Source organism: Lysinibacillus sp. G4S2 (assembly GCF_030348505.1).
In the GTDB taxonomy this organism is placed as follows: domain Bacteria; phylum Bacillota; class Bacilli; order Bacillales_A; family Planococcaceae; genus Lysinibacillus.
Genome location: NZ_JAUCFJ010000002.1, coordinates 4,082,200 through 4,099,045 on the forward strand (window position 1 = coordinate 4,082,200; position 16,846 = coordinate 4,099,045).

The window sequence follows — 16,846 nt, forward strand, 5'->3', positions numbered from 1 at the left end:
AAAAAAGCACATCGAAATCACTTGGATTTCAACGTGCTCATTTTAACTTCTTCCAGCTGGTGTCCAATTATGCCGAGGCATAATTGATTTATTATGCGTTTACTGTTTCTAAAGCTTTTGCCACTTTTTGCACAAGATCTACAACACGTGCAGAATAGCCCCACTCATTGTCGTACCAAGCAAGTACTTTTACTTTGCGGTTACCCATTACCATTGTAGAAAGTCCGTCTACTGTAGAAGAGTAAGTTGTTGTATTGTAATCAGAAGATACTAGAGGCTCAACTGAGAAGTTTAAGATACCTTTCATTGGACCTTCTGTAGCAGCCTTCACGAATGCAGCATTAACAGCATCTACTGTTACGTCTGTATTTAGATCAACTACAAGGTCAACTAATGATACGTTTGGTGTTGGAACACGAAGTGCCATACCGTGAATTTTGCCTTCTAATTCTGGTAACACTAATTTCAAGGCTTTTGCAGCACCTGTAGATGTAGGAATGATAGATTGTGCGCATCCACGTGCACGACGTAAATCTTTGTGTGGATTGTCTAAATTCTTTTGGTCATTTGTATAAGCGTGAATTGTTGTCATTAATCCGCTTTCGATACCAAATGTGTCATTTAATACTTTAGCAACTGGTGCTAAGCAGTTTGTTGTACAAGAAGCATTTGAAATAACATCATGTTTTGCGATATCTAGTTTCTCGTCATTTACACCTAAAACAATTGTTACGTCCTCGTTTTTACCAGGTGCTGTTAAGATAACTTTCTTTGCGCCAGCTTCTAAGTGCATTGCTGCTTTTTCACGATCATTAAATTTACCAGTCGCTTCAATAACGATATCCACACCCATTGTTGCCCATGGTAATTTTAATGGGTCACGTTCGCTAATAATCTGAACTCGTTTACCATTTACAATTAAAGCATCGCCTGCTGGTTCAACCGTACCTTCAAATGTTCCGTGATTTGTGTCATACTTAATCAAATGTGCTAACGTTTCAGCTGGATAGCTCGCGTTAATTGCAACAATATTTAAACCTTCTTGTACGATCGCTTGGCGGAAAACCATACGTCCGATACGTCCGAAACCATTAATAGCAACTGATACTGTCATTTATAAAATCCTCCTGTGAGTACATACTCAAATTAATTATATACTTTATGCGAATAGTATAACACAATTTTAAAAAAGATGAACATTATATAAGTCATAATATTAAAGTTCTTATTTTCTGAAAAATAAAATCGTTAAATTTCAGTCTTATTTTTGGCGTAAACCCACAAAAAATGCATAGCAAAATGTTGTTGTTACACATCCTTATTAATGAATATTTTGTCAATTAAATTAAGGTGTCGTATTAAATAAAGTATGGCTCTTTGGCAAAACGATGGGTTGATTTCAACAATATGAAGAGGCTGGGACATAACTGGCCAAAACCTAAAAAGCGCGAGAAATCAATTTAGAAACGTTGATTTCTCGCGCTTTTTTGATGTTAAATTTAGTGTTGCATGAAGATAGATGTCGATATTTTTCAAAAGTTGGTTGATAAACTAAAAAAGTTGGTTGATAAATCGATAAAGTTGGTCGATAAACAATCAAAATTTCTCGACAAATCTCAAAGCTGCAGTTCATTAAAGATTTCTGTTGCTACCGTTGTGCTCCGCTCCAATTTCGCTGCAGAAAAATGAGGTTTTGTCCCAGCCGCATCGAAGGATTTTACAGATTCTTAATTTATTTATAATACGTCCCAATATGTCAGGATTTTTTTTAATTGGTGCTCTGCATGTTCTAAATTTTCATTATTGTAAATAACCGCATGGGCACCTTTTTCTTTAACCGACATAGGTAACTGAGAATGCATTCGAGCTAGTGCATCCTCCTTCGATAAGTTGTTACGCTCCATTAAGCGACGAAGCTGTACCTCTTCACTAACCGATACCACGATAATACGCTCGACAAAATGTTGTAACTTACTTTCAAATAAAAGCGGAATATCCATCACAACATGTTTTTCTCCAGCCTCTAAATAAGCATCGCGTTGGCGTAGCATTTCGTTACGAATAGCAGGATGCATAATATCATTTAAAATTTTACGCTTTGCAGGCTCGTGGAAAATAATATCACCTAGCTTCGTACGATTTAAGCTACCGTCTTCTAGTAATATGTCTTGTCCAAAATTTTCAGCTATTAACTTTAAAGTCTCCGTTCCTGGTTCTACAACATCACGTGCTACAATATCTGCATCGACAATCGGTAAACCAAGTGCTGTCATCATTTTTGATACTGTACTTTTTCCGCTTGCAATACTTCCTGTTAGTCCGATAATCATCGTTAAATCCCCTTTAATGTTGACAATTTGGGCAAAAGACTGATGTGCGCCCACCTATCGTCATTTGGCTTGTTGTTGTTTCACACGTTGGACACATCTTCTTCCCATACATTTGCAGTCGATTTTGCATACTTCCAGCCTCGCCATTGATATTACGATAATCTGAAATAGTTGAACCTCCTGCTTCAATGCTTTGGCGCAAAATAGCGGCAATCGCCTCGAATAACGCACGCTTACGCTTTTCACTAATGCGGTTCATTGTGCGAGCCGGATGAATTTTTTGAGCAAATAATGCTTCTGTCGCATAAATATTGCCACAGCCCGAAATGACCTGCCCATCCATAATTACTTCCTTAACAGCCTTTTTCTCATATTTCGGTAACTTTGATTGCGCAATAAAATAATCACATGCTATTTCATCGAATGGCTCAGGTGCCATTTTTGTTAATGGTGCATGATCCTCAATTTTTGTTAAAAAACGTAGTTCACCAAAGCGGCGAATATCCGAGTAAATTAAATAGCCTCCATCTGCCATTTGAAATGTAGCATGAATATGCTTTTGAAATTTCGCCTCATTAATTTCCTCAGGCGAATTTACCACAAACCATGCACCGGTCATCCCTAAATGACTGACAAGCACATAAGGGACATCCTCTTTCATTAAATGAAAAAAGATGTATTTTGCACGTCGTTCAATTTTTGTAATCGTCATTTTGGACAAGGATATTTCAAATGCATCAGGCTCAGCTTGCTTTACGATACATTGCTTTCCTTCCCCAAAGGAAATACGAATAATGTCAGATAGTTGAACCCGTTGAATTGTGCGCCCTTCAATCTTAGGTTTTAATGCCTGGACGACACCTTCAACCTCTGGTAACTCAGGCATTTTAACCCCTCCTTATTTTGCTTCGTACCAAGTCGCGCCGTAGTTGAAGTCCACTTTTAGCGGTACTGCAAGCTCGATCGCATTCTCCATAACCTCAGGTACTATTTTTTCAAGCAATGCAATCTCTTCCTTAGGTGCTTCAAAAATCAATTCATCATGCACTTGTAATAGAAGTTTTGCTTGCATATTTTCTTTTTTCAAGCGAGCATCCATATCAATCATTGCTTTTTTAATAATATCAGCTGCACTTCCTTGAATCGGTGTATTCATCGCAGTACGCTCAGCAAAGCTTCGTAGATTAAAATTCGAGCTCGTAATATCAGGTAAATATCGACGTCTATTTAAAATCGTTGTTACGTAGCCATTAAACTTCGCATCTTGGACGATATCATCCATATATTGTTTTACACCTGGGAAACTCGCAAAATACTTCTCAATAAATGTAGCAGCTTCCTTACGTGTAATATCTAAGTTTTGCGATAAGCCATAATCACTAATACCATAAACAATACCGAAGTTTACCGCTTTTGCAGCGCGTCGCATATTGCTATCGACCTCATCTGCTGAGACATGGAAAACATCCATTGCTGTACGCGTATGAACATCCATATCTTCTTGGAAAGCTTCCACTAAGTTTTTATCCTTAGACATATGGGCTAATACTCTCAATTCAATTTGTGAATAGTCGGCAGAAAACAATATCCACTCTTCTTTCGATGTGACAAACGCTTGACGAATTTTTCGACCTTCTTCCAAACGAATCGGGATGTTTTGTAAGTTTGGATCAGTTGAGCTTAAACGCCCTGTAGCTGTTAATGCTTGTTGGAATCGCGTATGCACCTTTCCATCCTCTTCATGGATTTCCTTGAGCAAGCCTTCAATATAGGTTGACTGTAATTTTCCTAGCTGACGATACAAAAGAATATGCTCAATAATGGCATGCTCTGGTTTTAACTTTTCCAATACATCTGCTGCAGTGGAATAGCCTGTTTTTGTCTTTTTAATAACAGGAAGACCAAGTTTATCGAAGAGAATAACACCTAATTGCTTTGGCGAATTAATATTGAAGGCTTCTCCTGCCTCCGCATAGATCTCCTGCTCAATCACAACTAGCTTGTCATTTAGTTCCTGCCCCATCTTCTCCAAGGTAGCGCGATTGACCGTGATCCCCTCACTTTCCATTTCACCTAAAATAGAAGCAAGCGGAAGTTCTAAGTTCTTATAAAGTTCGAACTGTTCATTTTCCTTTAACAATGCCTCTAGCTTTGGCTGTAAAGACCACACAGCAAAAGCTTTACGGCCAGCATGCTCAGCAAGTGCATCTATTGCCGGTATAGCTCGTTTCGCCCCTTTACCATAAACGGCCTCATTTGCCTGCACATTACGATAGCCCAGTTCTTTCGCAAGTGTCGCTACATCATCTCCACTTAGCCCAGGGTTATTAATATATGAAGCAAGCAATAAGTCAAATTCAACACCAGCTAAGCGAATTCCCGCACGTTTTAATGACGCCTGAGCTGCCTTTGAATCAGACATATACTTTATTTTAGTAGCATCTTCTAACCAAAGGCGAAGAATATCTGATTTTGCCGCAATCTCAAACGGCACGTATATTGTTTGCGTTCCATCAGTTAAGGCAATACCTAGTTGCTGACATGTATGATAATGCTCATCCTCTAGCTCCAAGTGTGCTGCCATTACATCCTTTAAATGCTCAGGCTTTACTTCTTGCACAATTTCATAGTCAAACGGTGCTTGTTCTTCCTCTTGAACAGTAAAATCACTTTTATCTAACAGTGATTTAAAGCCAAGCTCTCGCCACACGCTTATTAATTCTTCCTCATTTGGACCATTATAGGCTAGATCAGATAGCGTTATATCAATCGGCGCCTCTGTAAAAATGGTAGCTAGTTTTTTGCTCATTAATGCCTGTTCTTCATTGGCAACTAATTTTTCTTTCATTTTAGACGCCTTCACAGTATCCATTGCCGCATAAAGCGACTCCACTGAACCATGTTCTTTTAACAATTTAACAGCAGTTTTTTCGCCGACACCTGGTACACCAGGGATATTATCTGAAGCATCCCCCATTAAACCTTTCATATCAATAATTTGCTCAGGCGTTAAGCCGTATTTTTCTGCGATAAAGGCAGGTGTATTTTTTTCTATTTCTGTAATACCTTTTCTAGTAATGTATACTGTTGTTTGCTCAGTCGCGAGCTGCGTTAAGTCACGATCTCCAGTTACGATGATGACATCCATATCCTGTGATGAAGCTTCTTTAGCAAGCGTCCCTATAATATCGTCCGCTTCGTACAATTCAAGCTCATATCGCTTAATACCATACGCATCAATAAGCTTACGTATATAAGGGAACTGCTCAGATAATTCTGGTGGAGTCTTTTGTCGACCGCCCTTATATTCCGTAAATGTTTCATGACGGAAGGTTGTCTTACCCGCATCAAAGGCAACCAAGATTTTCGTTGGTTGCTCTTCCTCTAATATTCTTTGTAGCATTGTTGTAAAGCCGTACACTGCATTTGTATGAATTCCACTATCATTCGTTAATAATGGCAACGCAAAAAACGCACGATACGCTAAACTATTGCCGTCCAATAATAGTAATTTTTCCTTTGTCATGATTTTATCCTCCTGCGTTGTCGTCCTCTTAATTGTAAAACGAAAACGTATGTTTGAAAATGCCTCTTCCTTTTACTTTATCGAGAAAACGGATATTTTACCAATCATAACGATGAAAATCACTAAAATTTCTACAACTTAGGTTTGTCTACACAAAAAAAGTCAATCACTCATTGTAATTGACTTCTTGTATATTATTCACTGACTTCATTTGTTTTTTCTTTACGATAAAAAAGCTCTTCATATATTACTGTCAACATAAAGGCATTCATAAAAGCAAACACTAAAAATAATGGCATACCACCAAGCTGTGGTTGTGTAAGCTCTCTATAAAACACCATTACAGTACCGATTTGTGCTAAGAAGAAAATGAAGCCAATCCCAACTTGCCAAATAGGACGCTTAACCTTGCGTTTTTCGTACCAAAATATTTTTTTAAATATCTTTCGTACATCCTCAGCAATAACTAAACCTAATAAAAACAAAATGACAAAAAATACTGGTATATGATAAACACTTTTTGTTGTCCATGCAAAATCTGATAGACGGAAGAAAAGTGTAAATAACGATGCAATACTACAAGCTATCCCTAAATTTTGGAGCCATTTGCTAATTTTCAACTTCACAGCTATTACCTCCATTTTTTAATTCTGAACATTATCATTCTATCAGATTATCGTCATATAGGAAACACAAAATCGTAAATTTATATTATTTTTATAATAAATGAACTAAAAATCAAACATTTTTATAATATCTTTGATTAAAAATACCTAAAAACAGATCATAAAGGCTCCTTACCATAACGTACCTTCCAATACCAAACAAAACACCTTACTAAAATGTAAAAAGCCGTCTCAAAAAGTTTGAGACGACTTCATATACTAATCCCTGCAAGAATAATAGTATTATTTTATATAGCCAGATAATAGTTTTGCATATGGTGAAGTGGATGGCAAAATAATTACTGTATCTTCACCTACAGTTTTCTTATATGATTCTAATGTGCGGTACAATGAATAGAATTCAGGGTCCTGAGAGAACGATTTATTGTAAATCTTAGCTGCTTCTGCTTCACCTTCCGCTTGAATCAATGCTGCATCCTTTTTCGCTTTTGCTAGCATTTCTTGAACTTGCTTATCTGTTTGAGCTTCAATACGGCGTTTCTGAGCATCACCTTCAGATAGGTATTTTTGCGACATTGATTCACGATCCGAAATCATATTTGTAAACACGGATTGCTCATTTTCAGTAGGCAAGTCGATACGACGAATACGAACATCTATTACTTCTATTCCATACTTATCATTTGAGAGTAACTCATTGACACGTGCAGTTACCTGATCATTGATACTCCCACGTGAAGAATTTTCATCATTAATAACCTCCTTATATTCTATTCGACCAAGCTCCGAACGAATCACTGAATAAATAAACTCTTCCATACGCGATTCAACTTTTTCTATTGTTCCCGCATTTGAAATTAATTGCTTTGGATCAGTAATACGCCATACTGCATAATTATCAATAATAATCCGTTTTTTATCCTTTGTATTAATTTCTTCTTCAGAAACTTCATACGTCATTTGGTTTTTTGGTAGCTTCGTTACACTTTGAATAAATGGAACTTTTATTTTCAAGCCCGGCTCACTCTGAAATTTCACTACTTCTCCAAACTGTCTAACAACTGCGTATTCGGACTCTTTAACTATATAAACATTAGCAAATAATATAATGACAATAGCGAAAATGGCAGTTAACGTTACAGCAAAAGAAATATATTTTTTCGGATTCATCGGGCCTTTTTTCGACATTTTAATTACATTATCCCCTGTATCCCCATCTTTTGGAGCAGTATTTTTGGATTTACCCGATAGAAAATTTAGGAATTTGTTAAGATCCTTATTTTTTTGGTCCATTAGTTACCGCTCCCTTCTTTTTTCTCTTTTGATGTTTCCTGTGTCGCAGTTGTTTCCTGTTTCTCAGGCGTCTCCTGTGTCGTAGGTTGCAATGCTTGAAGAGGCAAGTATTTCATTGTGCTGCCATCATCATTCATAATATAAATTTGCGCTTTAGGTAATACGTTTTCAAGTGTTTCCAAAATCAAACGTTCGCGTGTAATTTGTTTATTGCCCTTATATTGCTCATACATTTTATTAAAGACAGCTACATCCCCTTGAGCCTGCTCAATACGGGCTGTTTTTTCACCTTCAGCCTTCGAGATAATAGCATCCTTTTCACCTTCAGCCTCATTAGTACGCTGATTTGCATATTTTTCTGCTTGATTTATTTTTGTATTTTTCATTTCACGTGCATCGGTAACCGCTGTAAAAGCCGCACGCACATCTGCATTTGGTAATTCAACATCCTGTAATTTTACACCCAGAATACTGATCCCAATATCATATTTTTCAATTAGGGATACTAGCAACTCTCGTGTCTTTGCTTCTATGTCTGCTTTTCCATCTGTTAAAGCAGCATCGATATTGGAACTTCCGATAATTGAACGAATCGCACTCGACGTAGCGCTATGTAAAATTTCTTCCGGATCTTGTGCGTTGAATAAAAACTTATTCGGTTCTGTAATCTTCCATTGAACTACAAGGTCTGTTAACACAATATGCTCATCACCTGTAATCATTTTCGTTTCAGCATCATAGTCTTCCAATTCACCATCTTTATTTTGCTTATAGCCAAACTTCAAACTGAAAGTTTCCTTCGATAATACCTCCACCGATTGTACAGGCCAAGGTAATTTAAAATGTAAGCCTGGTTCGGTTATTGTATCATCGGCACGACCGAACGTAATGACTACCGCTTGTTCTGATTCATCTACCGTGTACCACGATGTAAACACAGCAATAAGTGCAATAATACCAAAAATCCCAAGTCCCACCATCATTAGTGTTCTTTTTACACTCATGTCCAATCCTCCCTTATGCTTAGTACTATAGTTTACGGGATACTTTATAAAAAGTTTCAAAATATTTTAATAAACTAATATTATATTTTAGGCAGATTTACATACTTTTAGCTCATCATCATAACGTGTAGTTGATTTCCGTTCCGACCGGGGGCGTCCATCCTCCACTCCAATCAACAGCATAAACATGGCATGAGTTTTAACACAGATCATCCACAACTTTTTGTAATGAGCCATACTACAAAAAATAGATTCTACGTCAAATGTTGAGGTAAAGCACAATACGAAGCTCTCCCAAACGTTCTAGCGACTGCCAATCCAATTTTTCGACAGGAGGTTGGGACAGTTACCTTCATCTTAAATTGTATGGTTACCCAACGAATATTATTGAACCAAAAAAATCGAGTAGGAGGGAGTGATTAACTCCCGACCTCTCAGTCGAGTAGCCAATGGGGTTTTCACCCAAAGGCTCTCACAGAACCGTACGTGAACCTCTCGATTCATACGGCTCTTATCATTCAACCATTAAGGAAACATTCCAAGAGCCCAATGAGCAAACATTCTGGGCTCTCTTTTTGCAAGTTTATTGAGCCAGTCTCTTGCACGCTTTTTATGTCCTCTGAACCTCTTAAATTTACACATTGCCCATTTAACTAATCTTCGATTTACACAATCAATGGAATACCGTACTGTTGATGGATTGTATTTCATGAAATAGTTGAGCCATCCTCTAATGGTTGGATTTATTATTTCAGCTATTATTTCAATTTTACTTCCTGTAAAGCTATGTATTCTCATTGCTTTGATTTTATCTCTAAAAGATTTTGTGGACTTTTTACTTACTGATGGTAGAAAATTAAATTGTAGCCTTCCCGTTCGGTCTTTAATAAAAGTTTTACGGTACGTATAACCTAGAAAGTCGAACTCAGTGACAGGATATTCCTTTTCTCTTTCCTTATCTTTGCAATAAATAATCTTTGTTTTCTCTGGATGTAACTCTAATTTGCACTCTTTCATCCTTTGATTTAGTCTGGCTAAAATCTCCATTGCTTCTGCTTCGGTCTTACAATGTATAATAGCATCATCTGCATATCGCTCAAATGGTGCTTCAGGATTTGTTCGAACCATCCATGTATCAAAGGCATAATGCAAAAACAGATTCGCTAGAACAGGACTTATTACACCACCTTGCGGTGTACCACAGTTTCGTTCAATCTTTTCTTCTTCCGAATTAATAAATGGCGCTTTGAGCCATCTTTCAATGTACATCAGTATCCAAGGTTCATTTACATGCTTTCGTACTGCTCGCATTAGTAATTCATGATCAATATTGTCGAACAGTCCTTTAATGTCGAACTCTATTACATAATCATATTTCCAACACATTTTCCTTGCTTGTCCAATCGCATCTAATGCAGATTTATTGGGTCTGTATCCATAAGAATTTTCATGAAACAGTGGCTCCACTTTTGGTTCAAAATACATCTTAACTACCATTTGTGCTACTCTGTCGCCGACAGTCGGAATCCCTAAACCTCGCTTCCCACCAGTTTTCTTCGGTATTTCAACTAACTTTACTGGTGGTGGAAAATAACATCCCGAGCTCATTCTATTCCAGATTTTATAGAGGTTTTCTTTGAGTTTCTCTTCGAATTCTTTAATATCCTGACCATCGATACCCGCACTTCCTCTGTTAGCTTTAACTCTTTTGAACGCATTCAGCACAACTTGTTTTGAAATCTTATATGGTTTACTCTCTTCCATCAAATCCTCCTGTTTATCCAGTTGTTCTCAGTTGTCGAGTTGAATGACGGTGCCCCTTCGCTCCATTGCCATTACAGCAACTTCCTCACTACTACGAACACCTCCGCCCCTACATCTCGCTTTGCTATTTCGACCTCACTTTTCTGTAGCTTGTGTCTTTTCACTTACCATCGAGATGCAGGTTCCTGTGTTTCACATCAGAGCCTGATATACACTCATGCCGCCTTAATACCGTTTGCCAAGTAGACAGCTTTCCAGGTTATCTTCTACTCTTATCCTGTGCCTAGTGGTGAAAAGCAAGTTTTGACAAAGTTTTACGTTATCGATACTTCTTCAGCGGTTCACTTGCGTTCATCTTTGTATATCTCACATGATTGATTTATTTCAACCTTTTCCCTAGACGCTCACCACCACAACTCTTTATTGCAGCAGCTTAGGGTTGTTTGATAGATTTGCCTGATTCAATCTCTATCGAGGGGCCTTCCCTCATCTCTAATGCGCCTTGCACAGCACACCACCACCGTACGTACGGATCCGTATACGGCGGTTCAATTAAGATGAATAACGCAAAGTTTCATAACGAACTTGCAGACTTTTCAACCCTTGGCTTTCCCAGTAGGAATTGCCGAGGGTTCTGTGTAATATGGGGCTTTTTGAGATGCGCCAGTACCCTTTTCGGGTATTTCCCCATTCGTATGCTTTTCCGTATGGAACTTTTAAACGAATGAGATTTCTGACTCTGGTTCGGGGTTTCTTCCAATTCTTCCAAAGACACATTCGCAACCTTCTTTTAATCCAACTATCTAATTTACTGAATACTGAAGGTGTATCTGCGAGCGCAAAATATCCACCCCATCCAATTAGATATTGGTTTAATTTCTCGATACGATATTCCATTGGAAATGGCATCTTTCTAGAGGTAATTTCTCGTATTTTCTTCTTCATTCGTTGAAGGCTTGTTTTCGCAATTCGAACTTTCGGTTCTTTATGGTGCAAAAAACTAAAACCCAAGAATTTTCGTTTCCATGGTCGGTCTACCGCTGATTTGGACTCATTCACTTTCAGTCGTAGTCTTTCTTCGACAAATCGCTGTACGCTCGCTATTGTACGCTCTCCCGCACGTTTACTTTTCACATAAATATTACAGTCATCTGCGTAACGAACGAACTTATGACCACGTTTTTCTAATTCTTTATCCAACTCATCTAACACGATATTAGAAAGAAGTGGGCTTAATGGTCCACCTTGTGGAGTACCTTCTTCCGTACTTGAAACTACGCCATTTATCATGACACCGGCTTGGAGATATTTACGGATAAGCTTCAGTAACGATTTATCTTGAATTCTTTTCGCTAATGTTGCCATTAATCGGTCATGATTGACCTTATCAAAGAACTTCTCTAAATCCATATCCACTACCCAACGATATCCTTCCTTCATATAACCCTTCGCTTTTCGAACTGCATCATGAGCACTCCGATTTGGTCGGAATCCATAACTGTGGTCCGAAAAGGTTTTGTCATATTCCTTTGACAATATCTGCGATATGGCTTGTTGAATCAAACGGTCTGTCACGGTTGGGATTCCCAATAGACGTACACCGCCGTCTGGTTTCGGGATTTCGACACGACGTACTGGTTGCGGTTCATAGGTTCCCGCTAGAATTTGCGCTTTAATGGATTCCCAGTTTTCGAGGATGTGCTGACGTAAGGTTTGTACGGGCATCATGTCTACTCCATGGCTTCCTTTATTCGCTTCCACTCGCTTTAATGCTTGTATCATATTCGGACGTGCTAGAATTTGATTCAACATCACCATTTCGTTCCTTTCCGTGAATAGCTTGTCTTCTTATGCCCACCTGAACTACACCCTCCGCAAATACCCTCATGGACTTCACCATTACTTTCTAAGCGTGAGGTTTCTCTGTTTTCCGTGTTCATTCATTCAAGATGGAATGTCAAGGGCTATTCTCTCTTAGTTGTTCAGTCCTTCCGATTAGTTCTAGACCCAATCGTACTATGACCTCTGCTGACTTCTGATGGTTCAGCTACCTATCGCTAAGTAGGTTACAAAGTGTACTTTGCGTTTCCATCAGACCTCCCCGGGTAAGCGCATGCACTTTCACACCATCTATCCGCCTCATTTACTCGATATGACCTTCGACAGAAAGGACTTTGTTTTGATTGGCAAACTCATCCAATCATATCTAGCCTTCTATGAGATTCGTATTCCTCGGACAGGTGTTTTGCCTCCAGCTTCCTTCAGATTCCGCGTCGCCACGGACACCCTTGCTCTTGGCTAACCTCTACTTCTGTCTTCGGGGTTCGGGACTTACACCCTATAGTTCATACGCATGCCGGGCGCACCAAAAAAAAATCCTGTTACCATTTACGGTAACAGGATATTGACAACTAAATGTTCAAATGCTGGGAAAAATGTTGTTGATAAAACAATGCTAATTAATGCAGCTACAATCATTGCAAGACTTGCAAAAGTACCTTCAAGCTCACCAAACTCAAACGCTTTAGAGGTACCTGTACCATGTGCTCCCATTCCTAACATTAGACCTCTAGAGGATGGTCTATGAAAACGGCATACTTTAATAACTACCGGTCCTAGTAGACTCCCTAAAATACCGGTTACCATGACGAAAACAGCAGTCAAGGTAGGTGAGCCGCCAATCATATTAGAAATATCCATCGCGATTGGTGTAGTAACTGAACGAGGAACTAAACTATGCACAAGCTCATCATTTAACCCAATTACTACGGCGATTACAAATGATGATGTAATGGCAACCACAGATCCAACTGCAATACTTAGAAAAATTTCAAAAGCATGTTTCTTTAATAGGTCAAAATTTTTATAAATAGGTACCGCGAATGCAACCGTTGCTGGACCTAGTAGATTTGTTAAAATATTGGCTCCTGCATTATAGGATTTATAAGATGTACCCGATACTAACAAAATAATAATTATAACTATCGGTGTGATCAGTACGGGTGTTAGCCATTCCTTCTTATACTTTTTATAAAACATTTTACTAATATAAAAAACTGCAATAGTACCTATTAAACTTACTACAGCTATTAAAAAGCTCATGCAGTATCACCTTTCTTTCGTTGCTCTAGCCATTGTGCTGTGAAACCTGTTGTAAACATAACAACAATAGCACTCACTACAATAACTAGCACAGCCTTCATACCCTGCACACCTAAAAGTGAATCATAATCGATCACTCCGATAGCAGATGGAATGAAAAATAGCAATAACTCACTAAGTAATAAACCTGCACCTAGCTCAATCCATTCAAGCTTAATAATATGAAACTGCAAAAGTAAAAACAATAAGACTAGTCCAATTATGCTCCCTGGAATCGGCAAGTGAAGTAGACGTGCAATACTATTCCCAACAAATAAAAGTACATAAAGATAGCCGATTTGCACGATACTATTGACGATTTTCATGGTCATCCTTCTTTCAATTTTTTATCCTGCTTTAACGGCCAGTAATAAGCATGCGTAAACTGACTGTTAAAGCCCGATTGGTTCAACTAACAAGTACACTGATTGTTAGTTGAATATTATGCTACTATACTTTACACCTATTTGCGTCAGGTGTAAAACAGAAAAAGAATCTACTACCAAAAACTTTGGCAATAGATTCTTTCTTCTTTGGCGATAACTAAGCAGCACAATCAAAAAATCTTTATATATTTGGTTCATCAACATAACGTGTGGTTGATTTCCGTTCCGACTGAGCGCTTTCCTGGGGGCGTCCGATGAGCCGCTTCACTCGCTTTGCTCGCTCCAGGGTCTCATCTGTGACGCTGATCCCCGAGGAGTCGCCCAGTCTCCACTTCAATCAACTAATATACAGCGCATATATTTTAAAAAACATCATTCACAACTTTTGGTGATGAGCCATATATTTCAAGATTTCTAAGCGATTTATAGTCTTAACAATTATAATGGGGGGTTTCTACTAACAAGTATAAATCCCCATTATGAATATAAAATTGTGCTATTGTAAAGAAATTGTTAATTTTTCGGAATCATAACAATCATTTTTGTCCCTACGCTAACTTCACTTTCTACTTGAATGCGACCATGATGCGCCTCTATTAAGTGCTTCACGATAGCAAGCCCTAAACCTGTACCCCCGGAATTCCGACTTCGTGCACGATCCACACGATAAAATCGTTCAAAGACACGGGCAATTTCATGTTTTTCAATCCCAATACCTTGATCCTCTATTTCAATAATGCCATACGTTTCATTTTCCTTTAATCGAATCGTAACGGTTGTATTTTCTGGAGAGTATGTAATGGCATTGGTAATTAAATTAGTGACAATTTGAATGATACGATTCACATCACCCATAACCTGAACATCACGCTCTATATCAACATGAAAGCTCATATTTTTCTCATCCAGACGAGGTCCCGTAAGCTCTGCTCCACGTATAAGTACATCTTGCAAGCCCATTGGCATAATATTAACGGTAAAACCGTGTTGTTCAATTTTCGATAATTCCAGAAGATCCTGAATAAGCATCTGCAGACGATTACTTTCTTTATTAATGATCTCTAAAAAAGATAACAGCATTTTTTCATCTTTATACGCACCATCCAATAAAGTTTCAGCAAAACCTTTAATAGATGTAATAGGCGTACGTAATTCATGAGATACATTTGCTACAAAATCCTTACGAATCTGCTCTAAACGAACAAGCTCCGTAATATCGTGCATAACAATAACAACACCAAGCCAGCGACCATGATCTCCAATAACAGGTGCTCCATATACTTCCTTATTATATAGCTCTTGTTGCACTTCCATTTTAATTTGTTGTCGATAAGGCATTTCTGTTAGAAATACATGGTCAATAAATTGCTCAAGTGATTTAGGTAACCCTATTGTACGAAATACCTTTCCTTGAACGTCGTCAATTTGCATACCAAAACGCTCTAGAAATACCCTATTCACGATAGATATATTCCCTTCACGTCCAATCATCATGAGGGAACTTCCCATGTTTTCAATTAAAGTTTTAAGTCTCTCTTCTTCTACCTCACGAATCGTCGTAATATCCTGTAAATTACGCGCTAAAATATTGATCGAGTGGCTTAATGGCATCATGCGTTCATGCTCATTTTCATGGGCACGAGCACGATAATTTCCCTTTGCCAGTTCAAGTGCTGTATCTGTCACATTATCAATAGGCGCAACGAAATTTCGAATCATATAGCGACTTACAACAGCCATTAAAATAAGCGTTATTGTGAAAAGAACCGCTAGAACTAAATAAAGTCGAGCACGAACATCCGAAAATAGTGAGTCTTTCGCTTCAATGTTTTGAGCAGTATATAGTGCTTCTTTATCTTCCTGAGATAGTTCCAGCTTTCGTTCATCTAATACTCGATTGATAGATTCTTGTATTTGTGAACTCGTCTGCTCATCATATTGTTCTATATAAACTGGAAAAAGCTGACCTACAACAATCATTAGGACAGCTAATATCGTTCCAAGTAATAGCATGAATGTCAAGAATAAGCGGTTGCTCATTGATTTCATGTTGTTTTCGGCTCCTCAAATTTATAGCCAAGACCGCGAATTGTTTTGATGAACATTGGCTTACGGCTATTTTCCTCAATTTTATCGCGAAGGTGGCTTATGTGAACATCCACAATTCGAGTATCGCCAGCAAAATCATACTTCCATACAGCACTTAATAGCTGATCACGCGTTAACACACGATTTTTATTTTCAAGTAAGTAAATGAGTAGCTCAAATTCCTTCGGAGTAAATTCAAGTGCTTCATCCTGTAAAAATACTTCAAAACGCTCAGGAAATACACGCAATTGTCCAAACTCAAACATTTTCTCTTGTGGGCCATCTTTATCTTCTGCCACAACATTTTGTGTAAAACGTCTCAATACAGCCTTTACCCGAGCTAACACTTCACGTGGACTAAAGGGCTTTGTCATATAATCATCTGCCCCTAGCTCTAGACCAAGTACTTTATCGAACTCGTCATCCTTTGCTGTTAACATAATAATAGGTGTATTCATACGTTGTTGACGAATTTGTTTACATACCTCCATACCATCCAGCCTTGGAAGCATCAAATCTAATAGAATTAAATCTGGCTGTATGTCAATTGCCTTATCAAGACCCTCTTGACCATCTGCAGCTGTTTCTACAATATACCCAGCTTGCTCCAAATTATATTTCAATAATGTCGCAATAGAAAATTCATCTTCTACAACTAAAATCGTTTTTGTCATGTGTAATGCCTCCG

15 protein-coding genes are annotated in these 16,846 nt (G+C 38.2%); all 15 read right to left on the reverse strand.

Annotated elements, in window-relative coordinates; genetic code table 11:
• Positions 1 to 91: 91 nt before the first annotated feature.
• The 15 genes from QUF91_RS20740 to QUF91_RS20810 all read right to left on the reverse strand — a co-directional run bounded on the left by QUF91_RS20740 (position 92) and on the right by QUF91_RS20810 (position 16,832).
• Positions 92 to 1,114, reverse strand: a complete 1,023-nt coding sequence (locus QUF91_RS20740) for a glyceraldehyde-3-phosphate dehydrogenase (protein ID WP_285395468.1) — start codon at positions 1,112 to 1,114, stop codon at positions 92 to 94.
• Between the two features lie 622 nt (positions 1,115 to 1,736).
• A complete protein-coding gene (gene coaE / locus QUF91_RS20745) occupies positions 1,737 to 2,330 on the reverse strand; it encodes a dephospho-CoA kinase (protein WP_289419212.1) in 594 nt (197 codons plus the stop codon).
• A gap of 13 nt (positions 2,331 to 2,343) precedes the next feature.
• Positions 2,344 to 3,216, reverse strand: coding sequence for a bifunctional DNA-formamidopyrimidine glycosylase/DNA-(apurinic or apyrimidinic site) lyase (mutM, locus tag QUF91_RS20750; RefSeq protein WP_289419213.1), 873 nt, complete (start codon positions 3,214 to 3,216; stop codon positions 2,344 to 2,346).
• 12 nt (positions 3,217 to 3,228) lie between these two features.
• Positions 3,229 to 5,856, reverse strand: a complete 2,628-nt coding sequence (polA, locus tag QUF91_RS20755) for a DNA polymerase I (protein WP_289419214.1) — start codon at positions 5,854 to 5,856, stop codon at positions 3,229 to 3,231.
• Between the two features lie 194 nt (positions 5,857 to 6,050).
• Positions 6,051 to 6,482 (reverse strand): DNA polymerase I, encoded by a 432-nt coding sequence (locus tag QUF91_RS20760; RefSeq protein ID WP_285395463.1) that lies wholly within the window; start codon positions 6,480 to 6,482, stop codon positions 6,051 to 6,053.
• A 282-nt stretch (positions 6,483 to 6,764) separates the two neighbouring features.
• Positions 6,765 to 7,775 (reverse strand): protease modulator HflC, encoded by a 1,011-nt coding sequence (hflC, locus tag QUF91_RS20765; RefSeq protein WP_285395462.1) that lies wholly within the window; start codon positions 7,773 to 7,775, stop codon positions 6,765 to 6,767.
• Positions 7,775 to 8,779, reverse strand: a complete 1,005-nt coding sequence (gene hflK, locus QUF91_RS20770) for an FtsH protease activity modulator HflK (protein WP_285395461.1) — start codon at positions 8,777 to 8,779, stop codon at positions 7,775 to 7,777. The genes hflC and hflK overlap by 1 nt, the downstream gene beginning before the upstream one ends.
• A gap of 87 nt (positions 8,780 to 8,866) precedes the next feature.
• Positions 8,867 to 9,061 (reverse strand): hypothetical protein, encoded by a 195-nt coding sequence (locus QUF91_RS20775; RefSeq protein WP_289419215.1) that lies wholly within the window; start codon positions 9,059 to 9,061, stop codon positions 8,867 to 8,869.
• Between the two features lie 243 nt (positions 9,062 to 9,304).
• Positions 9,305 to 10,543 carry a group II intron reverse transcriptase/maturase gene (gene ltrA / locus QUF91_RS20780; protein ID WP_289419216.1) on the reverse strand — a complete coding sequence of 413 codons (1,239 nt, stop codon included), beginning with the start codon at positions 10,541 to 10,543 and terminating at the stop codon, positions 9,305 to 9,307.
• A gap of 552 nt (positions 10,544 to 11,095) precedes the next feature.
• Positions 11,096 to 12,358, reverse strand: coding sequence for a group II intron reverse transcriptase/maturase (ltrA, locus tag QUF91_RS20785; RefSeq protein WP_289419217.1), 1,263 nt, complete (start codon positions 12,356 to 12,358; stop codon positions 11,096 to 11,098).
• A gap of 573 nt (positions 12,359 to 12,931) precedes the next feature.
• Complete coding sequence (locus QUF91_RS20790) at positions 12,932 to 13,645, reverse strand: LrgB family protein (RefSeq protein ID WP_285395460.1); 714 nt, start codon at positions 13,643 to 13,645, stop codon at positions 12,932 to 12,934.
• Positions 13,642 to 14,010, reverse strand: a complete 369-nt coding sequence (locus tag QUF91_RS20795; RefSeq protein WP_285395459.1) for a CidA/LrgA family holin-like protein — start codon at positions 14,008 to 14,010, stop codon at positions 13,642 to 13,644. The genes QUF91_RS20790 and QUF91_RS20795 overlap by 4 nt, the downstream gene beginning before the upstream one ends.
• A 241-nt stretch (positions 14,011 to 14,251) precedes the next feature.
• Positions 14,252 to 14,407 carry a hypothetical protein gene (locus QUF91_RS20800; RefSeq protein WP_285395458.1) on the reverse strand — a complete coding sequence of 52 codons (156 nt, stop codon included), beginning with the start codon at positions 14,405 to 14,407 and terminating at the stop codon, positions 14,252 to 14,254.
• A gap of 176 nt (positions 14,408 to 14,583) precedes the next feature.
• A complete protein-coding gene (pnpS, locus tag QUF91_RS20805; RefSeq protein WP_289419218.1) occupies positions 14,584 to 16,119 on the reverse strand; it encodes a two-component system histidine kinase PnpS in 1,536 nt (511 codons plus the stop codon).
• Positions 16,116 to 16,832 (reverse strand): response regulator transcription factor, encoded by a 717-nt coding sequence (locus tag QUF91_RS20810; RefSeq protein WP_285395456.1) that lies wholly within the window; start codon positions 16,830 to 16,832, stop codon positions 16,116 to 16,118. Before QUF91_RS20810 ends, pnpS begins: the two co-directional genes overlap by 4 nt.
• Positions 16,833 to 16,846 lie beyond the last annotated feature (14 nt).